The 8,301-nt window shown below is 31.1% G+C and carries 12 protein-coding genes; 5 read left to right on the top strand and 7 right to left on the bottom strand.

Translation table 11 applies throughout. The features are described 5' to 3' along the window. Window positions 1-5 precede the first annotated feature (5 nt). Window positions 6-377, bottom strand: coding sequence for a DUF2089 domain-containing protein (locus C3E89_RS09390; RefSeq protein WP_236912373.1), 372 nt, complete (start codon window positions 375-377; stop codon window positions 6-8). A 20-nt stretch (window positions 378-397) separates the two neighbouring features. After that, a complete protein-coding gene (locus tag C3E89_RS09395) occupies window positions 398-796 on the bottom strand; it encodes a hypothetical protein (protein ID WP_236912376.1) in 399 nt (132 codons plus the stop codon). A 334-nt stretch (window positions 797-1,130) separates the two neighbouring features. Here C3E89_RS09395 and yedF point away from each other — a divergent pair, with 334 nt between their 5' ends. From yedF to C3E89_RS09420, 5 genes are all read left to right on the top strand, one after another. Next, a complete protein-coding gene (yedF, locus tag C3E89_RS09400) occupies window positions 1,131-1,727 on the top strand; it encodes a sulfurtransferase-like selenium metabolism protein YedF (protein WP_236912379.1) in 597 nt (198 codons plus the stop codon). A 14-nt stretch (window positions 1,728-1,741) separates the two neighbouring features. Beyond that, entirely contained in the window at window positions 1,742-2,008 is a 267-nt protein-coding gene (locus C3E89_RS09405; protein WP_236912382.1) for a DUF3343 domain-containing protein, read from the top strand. A gap of 14 nt (window positions 2,009-2,022) precedes the next feature. Beyond that, window positions 2,023-2,874, top strand: coding sequence for a mechanosensitive ion channel family protein (locus tag C3E89_RS09410; protein ID WP_236912384.1), 852 nt, complete (start codon window positions 2,023-2,025; stop codon window positions 2,872-2,874). A gap of 12 nt (window positions 2,875-2,886) precedes the next feature. Then, a complete protein-coding gene (locus tag C3E89_RS09415) occupies window positions 2,887-3,120 on the top strand; it encodes a DUF951 domain-containing protein (protein ID WP_236912386.1) in 234 nt (77 codons plus the stop codon). A gap of 141 nt (window positions 3,121-3,261) precedes the next feature. Further along, entirely contained in the window at window positions 3,262-4,443 is a 1,182-nt protein-coding gene (locus C3E89_RS09420; protein WP_236912389.1) for an aminotransferase-like domain-containing protein, read from the top strand. A 30-nt stretch (window positions 4,444-4,473) separates the two neighbouring features. On the opposite strand, the gene C3E89_RS09425 is transcribed toward C3E89_RS09420, so the two are convergent. The 5 genes from C3E89_RS09425 to pstA all read right to left on the bottom strand — a co-directional run. Next, the gene (locus C3E89_RS09425; protein WP_236912391.1) at window positions 4,474-5,532 is read right to left on the bottom strand and encodes a sensor histidine kinase; all 1,059 of its coding nucleotides are present in this window, start codon (window positions 5,530-5,532) and stop codon (window positions 4,474-4,476) included. A 2-nt stretch (window positions 5,533-5,534) separates the two neighbouring features. Continuing rightward, window positions 5,535-6,200: a response regulator transcription factor gene (locus C3E89_RS09430; protein WP_236912393.1), complete on the bottom strand. Its 666-nt coding sequence runs from the start codon at window positions 6,198-6,200 to the stop codon at window positions 5,535-5,537. A gap of 11 nt (window positions 6,201-6,211) precedes the next feature. Then, entirely contained in the window at window positions 6,212-6,862 is a 651-nt protein-coding gene (gene phoU / locus C3E89_RS09435; RefSeq protein WP_272876600.1) for a phosphate signaling complex protein PhoU, read from the bottom strand. A 21-nt stretch (window positions 6,863-6,883) separates the two neighbouring features. Further along, window positions 6,884-7,636, bottom strand: a complete 753-nt coding sequence (gene pstB / locus C3E89_RS09440; RefSeq protein WP_272876601.1) for a phosphate ABC transporter ATP-binding protein PstB — start codon at window positions 7,634-7,636, stop codon at window positions 6,884-6,886. Next, a partial coding sequence (gene pstA, locus C3E89_RS09445) for a phosphate ABC transporter permease PstA (RefSeq protein ID WP_236912397.1) occupies window positions 7,629-8,301 on the bottom strand: 673 nt, incomplete at its 5' end. The genes pstA and pstB, both read right to left, overlap by 8 nt.

Raw genomic sequence — 8,301 nt, forward strand, 5'->3', positions numbered from 1 at the left:
CCCCCTTATTCCTCTCCTTTTAGAAGTTTTATAGCTTCTTCAGAAGTAATTTCTCCCTCATCTAACCTTTTCAATATCTTCTTTTTATCTACCTTAGGTTCATTATATCTAGGTTTATATCCTAGTGTTTCTATTACATCTTCTAGTTTATTTCTTACAGTAGGATATGATATACCTAAATCCTTCTCTATTTCCTTTATATTTCCTCTATTTCTAATAAAGGCTTCTAAAAAATTCTTTTGTTCATTGGAAAGTTTACAAAATTTACATAAAGCAAAACTTCCCTCAATATTTGTATAGCAATTACTGCAACTCAATCTTGTTACTTTCAATTCTTCTCCACATACTGGGCATTTTCCTAAAACTTCTCTTCTCATATTTATCACTCTCCGGTTTATCAAAGTATAGTTATTTTAATTTCTGTACTATCGCCATCTTTTATATCCACTAATTCAAAAGAACCATATTTTTTTAGTTCCTTAAATATTAACTTTATGTCTTTTTTATCTAATGAATCCAAAATTTTCCTTAAATCTTCATCAAAATCGTCAACATATTTCATAGCAATAGAACTTATACCAAAACCAATGTCAATTAAAAATGTTATAAGGCCTAAAGGTATAGCAGGTATTCTTATAGATTGTTTTTCATCTACTACAGAGATTTTGAGTTTAGAAGCTTTCTTTTTAACTATATTAGTTTCAAAATTAATATTTTTTATCAATTTAATTGCATCTTTATATATTATTTTTCCATTATCTAGTTGATTTAATATCTCTTTAACTCTATTTTCCAAGGTACCCCCTCCTAATAAAGTGAAATAGAAAAATGATTTAATTAAGCTAAAACAATAAATTAGGGTATAATAATAAAAAGTTTAAATTAAGTATTTAACCCTGGTTAATATTATATTAATATTAAAACTAAAAATTGTCAATAACAATCTTAATATTTTTAATAATTATATTAAAAATATTAAAGTATGGCTTAAAATATTTAATTTTATTTTTAACAATCCATATATAGATATAATTTATAGAACTGTGTATTCTTATAAAGAATCCCCATAGGTCACTATAGTTAAAGAGTAGTATAATATATTTATAAACATAAATGAGGAGGTTTTTATTATGAAAATTGAAGTAGATGCAAGAGGACAAGCTTGTCCTAAACCAGTCATTATGACTAAAAAGGAATTAGATAATATAAATGAAGGTGTAATTACTACAATTGTAGACAATGAAGTAGCAAAAGAAAATGTTTCAAAACTTGCTAAGAGTGCAGGGTATGATTACAAAGTTGACAAAAAAAGTGACAATGAATATTATATACACATAACTAAAGGTGAAGTGTCAGAAGAAGCTAATGTATGTATACCAGATACATTTAAGGATTTGACTATAGCTTTTTCATCAAACACTATGGGTAAAGGATCAGAGGAGTTAGGAAAAATTTTAATGAAATCCTTTATATATACATTAACTGAAGCAACTCCTTTCCCTTCCACATTGGTATTTTATAATGGAGGAGTTCATCTAACATGCGAAGGCTCAGAAGTTCTAGAAGATTTAAAGAAATTAGAAGCTGAAGGGGTAGAGATTATATCCTGTGGAACCTGTTTAGATTATTTTGAGATTAAGGATAAACTCAAAGTAGGAGAAATATCAAATATGTATACAATTTATGAAAAATTAAAAAATCCAATGAATACAATAACTATAGGATAGGAGAGTATGTTATAATGAAAGAAAGACAGTTTGGAGTTATAACCTTTAAATCCACCCACTATGCAATAAAAGGAGATTTAGTATTTAAGGAGAAAGACATTCAATATAGAACTATACCAACTCCAAGGGAGATAACTCATAGCTGTGGGCTAGCAATTAAATTTGATTTAAAGGATATAGATCTAGTAAGGAATATAATTAATGATAATGAACTTACTATAGAAGGAATATTTAAACTCGTTAAAAATGATGATGGTTATAAAGCTGAAAAGATTAGCTAGTTATGGAGGTCAATATGGACAGGGTATTAAGCATAATAGATCGATTTTTTAAAACAGAAGATGGAAATTTAAATATACTAGGTAAATGCCTAAAGATAATATTAGTTTTTATCATTATACGGATACTGATTAAAGTATCTTATATTATAATAGATAAAACTGTAGAAAGTAGAAAAAGAAGGTTATTTTCATTTGATGAAAAAAAAATTAATACCCTAACTGCCGTACTAAAAAATATTATGAAATATGTTTTATACTTTATAGGTACAGTCATAATATTGGATATGTTTAATATAAATACTAGTTCAATTTTAGCTACTGCCGGAATAGGTGGTTTAGCTATAGGTTTTGGTGCCCAGTCTTTAGTTAAGGATGTAATAACAGGCTTCTTTATTCTATTTGAAGATCAATTTTCCGTAGGGGATTATGTGAAAATTGATAGTTATGAAGGAATAGTAGAGGAACTAGGGGTAAGAGTAACCAAATTAAGGGACTTTTCTGGAGAACTTCATATTATACCTAATGGCAATATAAATACAGTTACTAATAAAGCTAGAGGAGCTATGAGAGCTCTTGTGAAGGTGAGCATAGCTTATGAAGAGGATATAGACAGAGCCATAAAAATATTGGATGATGTCTGTAATAGGCTAAAACAATCTAATAAAAGTATTGAAGAAGGGCCTACTATTTTAGGGGTTTCCGATTTAGGAGAGTATGGAGTAGATATTACTATAGTAGCTAAAACTAAACCTATGGATCAGTGGGGTGTGGAGAGAGCCCTTAGAAAAGAAATTAAAGAGGCCTTTGATAGAGAAAATATCGAAATACCATATCCAAGAATGGTTATACTTGATAAGAAATCTTAGGAGGTATTGCTTATGGTGTTAAAATACGAACTTGGAGATATTGTTACTTTGAAAAAACCTCATCCATGTGGAGAAAATAAATGGGAAATAATGCGAACGGGAGTAGATATTAAACTAAAATGCTTAGGATGTAATAGGCAAATCTGGATACCTAGGATAGACTTTGAAAGACGGGTAAGGAGGATTTTAGTAGAAGATAAATGGATTAGTATAATTCACTATAAGGGAAAAGAGCAAATGGATTAAAGCTATTTTCTGGGTTGTTTTAAACCAGAAAATAGCTTTTTTAATATTAGACAATTTTCCATTTTAATAGTACACTATAAATGAAGGGCTTTATTTATCTATTAACATGAAAACGTTTTTAAAATTTTAGGAGGTGTTTTAATGGCTTTAAATTATGCTAAAAGAATGGACAATATTAAAGCATCTGAAATTAGGGAGTTGTTAAAGTTAACCCAAAGGCCAGAAGTTATTTCATTTGCAGGTGGATTACCTGCTCCAGAATTATTCCCTGTTGAAGAACTTAAAAGGGTAGCTAAAGAAGTATTGGAGGAAAATGGAACAACTGCATTACAGTACGGGCCTACAGAAGGATATGAACCATTAAGACAAAAAATCGTAGAAAGAATGAAAAAAGTAAACGTTGATGTTGCTGTGGACAATATCTTGGTTACAAGTGGTTCTCAACAAGGTTTAGACTTTGCTGCGAGAATCTTTATTAATCCAGGAGATGTAATTATCTGTGAAAGTCCTAGTTATTTAGGAGCAATAAACGCTTTTAAGGCTTATGAACCAAAATTTGTAGAAGTGGAAACCGACGATGAAGGAATGATAATGGAGTATCTAGAAAAGGCCTTAGAGGAAAATGACAATGCAAAGTTCATCTATGTAATACCTGATTTTCAAAATCCTTCAGGTAAGACTTGGTCTGAAGAAAGAAGGAAGAAATTAGTAGAATTAGCTAACAAATATAATGTGGCAATATTAGAAGACAATCCTTATGGAGAATTAAGATTTGAAGGCGAGTTTCTACCTGCTGTTAAACATTACGATACAGAAGGAAGAGTAATATTTTTAGGCACTTTTTCTAAGATATTCTGTCCAGGCCTTAGATTAGGTTGGGTAGCTGCTGACAAGGAAGTACTTAATAAATTCATCATGGTAAAACAAGGAGCAGATTTACAATCTAGTACTATTTCACAAATGGAAGTAGCCAAATTTTTGGAAATATATGATATAGAAGAACATATTGAAAAGTTAAAGCGAGTATATAAGAAGAGAAAAGATTTAATGATAAAAACTATGGAGGAGGAATTCCCTGAAGAAGTTAAGTTTACAAATCCAGAAGGTGGATTATTTACTTGGGTAGTATTACCAGAGCATATAAATGCAAGGGAATTGGCTGTAAAAGCCTTAGAAAAGAATGTAGCCTTTGTTCCAGGAGGTTCTTTCTTCCCTAATGGTGGCAATGAAAATACCTTTAGAATGAACTATTCCAATATGGACGAGGAAAGAATAGTTGAAGGTGTGAAAAGATTAGGAGAAGTATTAAGACAAGTAATTTAATAAAAACTCCCTCTAATTTAGAGGGAGTTTTTAGACAGGAAGCTGTATTTCTATTTCCGTACCTTCATTTAATTTACTAGTCAATGATATTCTGCCATTATGATATGCCACAATATGTTTTATAATAGATAGACCTAAACCGGAACCACCTACTTTTTTAGAACGGCTTTTATCTACCATATAAAACCTTTCGAATACTTTATTCTGCTCTTCTTCTGGAATTCCTATACCAGTATCTTTTACCCTGATTATACAGAAATCTTTTCTTTCTTCTAACGATACATGGACTCTTCCCTTAGGCTTATTATACTTAATAGCATTGTCTACTAGATTGTATAATAAATCTTTAATCATCCGTTTGTTGGCATCAATAGTTATATCTCCAGCTGTTAGACTTAAATTTAGCCCCTTATTTTTTGCAGAAATTGTCAATTGAGAGATTACTTCCTTAGCAATATGGGATATATTTGTAGTCTCCATAGTCCGACTTTCTATTTCATCTTCAATATGAGTCAAGTGAATAATGGAATCGATTAATTCTAATAATCGAGTACCTTCTTTTTGGATAATATTGGCGAATTTAATGGTGTCTTCCTTACTTACTCCACCAGTAGATAACATTTCAGCAAATCCATTTATTGAGGTAAGGGGCGTTTTTAACTCATGGGATACGTTAGCGGTAAAGTCCCTTCTGGATTTTTCGGCTTCTTTTAATCTTAAAATATAATTTTCTATCTCTATTTTTTGAATTTGAATTGTCTTCAGAAAAGGCTTTAATTCTTCATAAACTTCTACATCTTCCATTTCTTCTCCGGAGAGGATATTTTCGATGCTTTGAGTTGCTACAGATATAGGCTCTATAATTTTAGTAGTTAGTATATTGGCAACTAGATAAAGGGAAATAAGAATAAATACTAAAACTCCAACTGTAACGGGAAGTATAGATAAAAATCTTGAGGTTAAATCTACATACCCCTGATTAACATTTGAACTATATATATCGTAGAACAAAAAAGCGATAACACTTGCAGTTATAATTGCAGTAATCGTTGCAACTAAGGCTAGGTTAAAATAAATTCTTTTTTCCATAACTAATCCCCCAATTTATAACCAACATTTCTAATGGTCTGAATATATTTACCTGCATTCCCCAATTTAAGTCTTAAAGTCCTAATATGGACATCTATGGTTCGGGTTTCCCCCTCAAAATCAAAGCCCCATACTTCATTCATTATTTGATTTCTAGACAAGACTATTTCTTGATTTTTCATTAAATAATATAGTAATTCAAATTCTTTATGGGTTAAAATTACTTCCTTTTCATCAACTGTAACCAAGTATTTATCGTAATCCATAGATATTTCCTTAAATATCAATTTTGTAGTTCTATTTTCTCTATTACTACGGCGCAAAACTGCCTTAACTCTGGAGATTAACTCCATAATTCCAAAGGGTTTTTCAATATAATCATCTGCACCCATATCTAGAGATTTAACCTTATCAAATTCACTAGTTTTAGCTGTAAGCATGATTACGGGGATATCTGAAGTTCTAAAATTAGATCTTAGCTTTTTTAAAATTGTATATCCATCCTCGCCGGGAAGCATAATATCTAAAATTATTAAGTCGGGAATAGGACTATCAAACAAAGCATCACCATTTTCAAAACCTACAGCTTCAAAACCATTATTATTAAGAGCATAAACCACTAACTCCCTAATACTTTCATCGTCTTCTATACAATATATTAAAGACATTTAATCAACTCCTACCATGTATAGTGCTCTCCCTTTATTGCAAAATAAACCCATTCTGCAATATTTTGAGCATGATCACCAATCCTTTCTAAATATTTAGCTATCATCAGTAAATCGATAACCTGTTCTTTAGAATCTCTATCTTCTCTAACTAAATCCACCAGTTCATTTTTAATTATATCAAATAATTGGTCTACTGTGTCATCGTATGATATAACTTCTTTAACCAATTCTATATCCTTTCTAACAAAAGAATCTATACTAATTTTCACCATTTTTATAGCAGCTTCAGCCATTTGAGGTATATGAATGAGTTCTTTCAAATAGGTTTCATTAGAAAGTCTAATAGATATTTCAGAAATATCTGCTGCCTGATCTCCTATTCTTTCCATATCTGTTATCATCTTTAAGGCGGAAGATATAAGTCTTAAATCTCTGGCTACAGGTTGTTGTTGTAGCAATAATCTTAAACATCTTTGTTCGATAGTCCTTTCCATATCGTCTACTTCCTTATCGTTTTCTACTATTCGCCTTGCTAAATCTACATTTTGCTCCTTTAGGGCTGTTATGGCAGCCCTAATAGCGCTTTCTATTAGATTACCCATTTCTATTAACTCATCATTGAGCAAATCCAATTCTTTATCAAATCTATTTCTTATCATATTTATCATCCTTTCCATTTTTTAGCCAAATCTACCCGTTATATAATCTTCTGTTCGCTTATCTTCTGGTACAGAAAAAAGTTGAACTGTTTGGCCAAATTCGATTAACTCGCCATTTAAAAGAAAAGCCGTTTTATCAGAGACCCTAGTAGCTTGTTGCATATTATGGGTTACTATTACTATTGTGTAATTTTTTTTCAACTCCTGAATTAAATCTTCAATTTTTGCTGTAGAAATAGGATCTAGAGCAGAGGTAGGTTCATCCATTAATAATACTTCTGGCTCAACAGCAAGAGCCCTTGCTATGCAAAGTCTTTGTTGTTGTCCCCCAGAAATCCTAAGGGCATTCTTTTTAAGATCACCCTTTACTTCATCCCAAATGGCAGCAGCTTTTAGGCTTCTCTCAACAATTTCATCTAATCTGGATCTATTTTTTATTCCATGGGTTCTTGGGCCATAAGCGATATTATCATATATGCTCATTGGGAAAGGATTAGGTTTTTGGAAAACCATACCTACCCGTTTTCTCAGTAAATTAACATCAAAGTTTTCGGCATATATATCTTTTTCATCTAAGAGGATATCTCCTTGGATTTTACATCCTTCAACTAAATCATTCATACGGTTTAGGCTTTTCAATAAAGTAGATTTTCCACAGCCTGAGGGTCCTATAAGAGCTGTTATTTCGTTTTCGTTTATATTCATATTTATATCTTTTAAAGCGTGAAAATTACTATAGTATAAATTCATATTCTTTATAACAAATTTATTCATTTTCATTCCCCTTTGTCAATTTATTACTTAATAAGGTAGATAATCCATTTATAATCAATACTACAATCAATAAAACAACTCCTGTTGCATAAGATTCCTTTACATGAAGGCCTTCTGTGGAAAGTACATACATATGAAGGGCTAAAGTACGACCAGAAGAAAATAGTCCTTTTGGAATTTTTGTAGCAGTCCCTAAAGTAAATATCAATGCTGCCGTTTCTCCAACAATACGACCTATTGAAAGTATAATACCCGATAGAATTCCTGGCATTGCTACTGACAGGACTACTCTAAAAATAGTACGTAGCTTTCCAGCGCCTAGAGCAAAACTAGCTTCCCTAAGGGAATTGTCTACAGAAAGTAAAGCTTCTTCTGTAGTCCTGATTATTAGAGGTAGTACCATAATTGCAGCAGTTAAAGCTCCTGCCAATAGAGAATATTTAAAATTAAGCTTTATAACAAAGAACAGCATACCAAATAATCCGTAGACTATTGATGGGATACCAGATAGAGTTTCAGTTGCAATTCTAATGATTTCCACTATTTTATTGCCTTTTTTGGCATACTCCACTAGATAAAATCCAGTAAATATACCTATTGGTGTAGCAATTACTAGAGTTAAAAATATTAACATCAAAGTAGTAATCATAGCAGGAAAAAGGGAT

The organism is Clostridium sp. Cult1 (assembly GCF_021655095.1).
GTDB lineage: Bacteria > Bacillota > Clostridia > Tissierellales > Tepidimicrobiaceae > Schnuerera.

Excerpts from the sequence above, each read along its gene's own strand:
- C3E89_RS09390 (WP_236912373.1), bottom strand. The coding sequence starts at position 377 with ATGAGAAGAGAAGTTTTAGGAAAATGCCCAGTATGTGGAGAAGAATTG.
- yedF (WP_236912379.1), top strand. The coding sequence starts at position 1,131 with ATGAAAATTGAAGTAGATGCAAGAGGACAAGCTTGTCCTAAACCAGTC.
- C3E89_RS09405 (WP_236912382.1), top strand. The coding sequence starts at position 1,742 with ATGAAAGAAAGACAGTTTGGAGTTATAACCTTTAAATCCACCCACTAT.
- C3E89_RS09410 (WP_236912384.1), top strand. The coding sequence starts at position 2,023 with ATGGACAGGGTATTAAGCATAATAGATCGATTTTTTAAAACAGAAGAT.
- C3E89_RS09415 (WP_236912386.1), top strand. The coding sequence starts at position 2,887 with ATGGTGTTAAAATACGAACTTGGAGATATTGTTACTTTGAAAAAACCT.
- C3E89_RS09420 (WP_236912389.1), top strand. The coding sequence starts at position 3,262 with ATGGCTTTAAATTATGCTAAAAGAATGGACAATATTAAAGCATCTGAA.
- C3E89_RS09425 (WP_236912391.1), bottom strand. The coding sequence starts at position 5,532 with ATGGAAAAAAGAATTTATTTTAACCTAGCCTTAGTTGCAACGATTACT.
- C3E89_RS09430 (WP_236912393.1), bottom strand. The coding sequence starts at position 6,200 with ATGTCTTTAATATATTGTATAGAAGACGATGAAAGTATTAGGGAGTTA.
- phoU (WP_272876600.1), bottom strand. The coding sequence starts at position 6,862 with ATGATAAGAAATAGATTTGATAAAGAATTGGATTTGCTCAATGATGAG.
- pstB (WP_272876601.1), bottom strand. The coding sequence starts at position 7,636 with ATGAATAAATTTGTTATAAAGAATATGAATTTATACTATAGTAATTTT.